The sequence below is a fragment of the Cellulosimicrobium sp. NPDC057862 genome (assembly GCF_042797035.1).
Taxonomy (GTDB): Bacteria; Actinomycetota; Actinomycetes; order Actinomycetales; family Cellulomonadaceae; genus Cellulosimicrobium.
Map to the genome: position 1 here is coordinate 1 of NZ_JBHVMH010000040.1, position 1,952 is coordinate 1,952.

Consider the following 1,952-nt stretch of genomic DNA (forward strand, 5'->3'; position numbering starts at 1 on the left):
TCCTAAACCCCATAGACTCCTTAATTCAGCATTTTTAATATAAATCTTATCCAAATCATTAAAGCGCATTAAAACATGACAATGCCAGGCTCCACGTCCTTGTGGCTCTACCACCGATAAATAATCTATCGAACTTTCTTTCTTGTATTTATAACGCAACCTGTCGATAAAATTTTGAAAATCACTATAAAGTTTTTTCGTGTCCGTCATATTTTTCTTGTATGTCAAAGTTATATGTAATTCATTTGGCCGTCCTATAAAATTGTTATTTATCAAATAACGCAGCTTCTTAAAGGTTTGTCTCAAAGAATTATAATTTTCCTGCCGATTTTCCGAATGCTCGAACTCCCGGATCTCCCCAGTAGAGAGGTCTACAAACCTATCCTTGTCCAATTTTTTGATATTATTTTTCCGGTTCATCTTCTCCATATGCTGAACTTCAATGACGTGATTCATAGTGGTCACTTTTACAACATCATTTGGAGCTATGAAAACCGCGTCACCATTGCGTTTATCCATCCATTTCCCCTCAATTTTTCCTGTAATGTTTAATTAAAATCAAGTTAATAATAAAGAACCCCAAATCCGAAGTCAGTTTTTCAACAAAAATTAGCGTCCTTTTCCCAAATAGTCCCTATACAATTCCTTAATAGCAAACTCAATTACAGCATCTTTTGAAACTCTTCCAAATTCATTGTGTTTTGTAAAATGTTCGGCTAATAACTCTAGCTTTTTAAATGTTTCAACAGTAATTCGAGGTCCAATTTGTTTTTTCTCTTCCATCCAAACACACTCCTAACAAGTTGTTAACATAATTCTAACATTGGAAATAATAGAATTCAAGAACAGAAAAAAGAAGCACACTCGGAATGATATTTCGTTTCCTTTTGATTCCGAGCCTCCACCCCTTACAATCCCCAAAGGCAACCGACAAGGGAAAATTCGTCCCTTATCGGCACCTCCGGAAATTGTACAGCAAGGGGTCACTCCCAATAAAAAGACTACGACATATAAAACAGGTTTAGCTTCAGAGAAAAAGAGCATAAGGAAACTCGGTGCCACCCTAAAAAAAAGGGTGTCAAACAGGCTGTGCCTGTTGAGTTTCTATGCTCTTAGAACAGGTGCCGTTTTTGAAGCCAAAGATATAGCATAGATACCCCATAGATATAGCAGGGATATACCAAAATATCTCTAGAGATACGGGTATCTATGCTATATCTCTCTACAAGATTCCTCCACACGCTTGACGGAAATGCTTCAGCATTTTAGCACTCACTCGACAGAGTGTATAAGTGCGCCATTCGGAATTTCAAAGCTTCAAATTTCACAGAGAGTGCCCATTTATACACACCCCCTAAATCGTGGTGTGACAATGGGTTCTCGCCGGCTCGAAATCGGTTTGTCATTCTGACAAATAACCCTTCGGGAAATAAAAAAAACGGCTCCATAAAGAGGAACCGTTTTGCTTCAAAAATCACGTTTTGTGTTATACTGGAGAAACGAAATTGTGTTTTCAAAATTGTCATTTTCGACATGATAACTTTTCTCGTAGTGTGGTTTTGCCGAACCCACTACTTTTTTTATGTCTCCGAACTTCATTTCTTCCCGTTCCGGCTTAACAATCCCTTTTGATTTTCGATACATATTCATTCCGGAAGGATACATGTGCAGCCGTCCGCCTTTTAAAAATTTCTTTTCCCGACCTTCTACGATCTTTGTTTGCACCTCACAGCCCTCTGAAGCCACTTTTAAGGCTGTTTCCCTGTCTTGGACATCTTCTAGGTCTATATCAGTCAAATAAGCGCTCAAATAGGCTCCTATGTTGTCTATATCCTTTAATGACTTGATTGTTACAAATCCTAAACCCCATAGACTCCTTAATTCAGCATTTTTAATATAAATCTTATCCAAATCATTAAAGCGCATTAAAACATGACAATGCCAGGCTCCAC

The 1,952-nt window shown here is 37.8% G+C and carries 2 pseudogenes; both read right to left on the reverse strand.

The window, feature by feature from the left end:
- A pseudogene (locus tag ACFVN3_RS20810) lies at nt 1-519 on the reverse strand (hypothetical protein); the annotation flags it as partial.
- Nucleotides 520-1,467: 948 nt separating this feature from the next.
- Nucleotides 1,468-1,952: pseudogene (locus ACFVN3_RS20815) on the reverse strand (hypothetical protein); the annotation flags it as partial.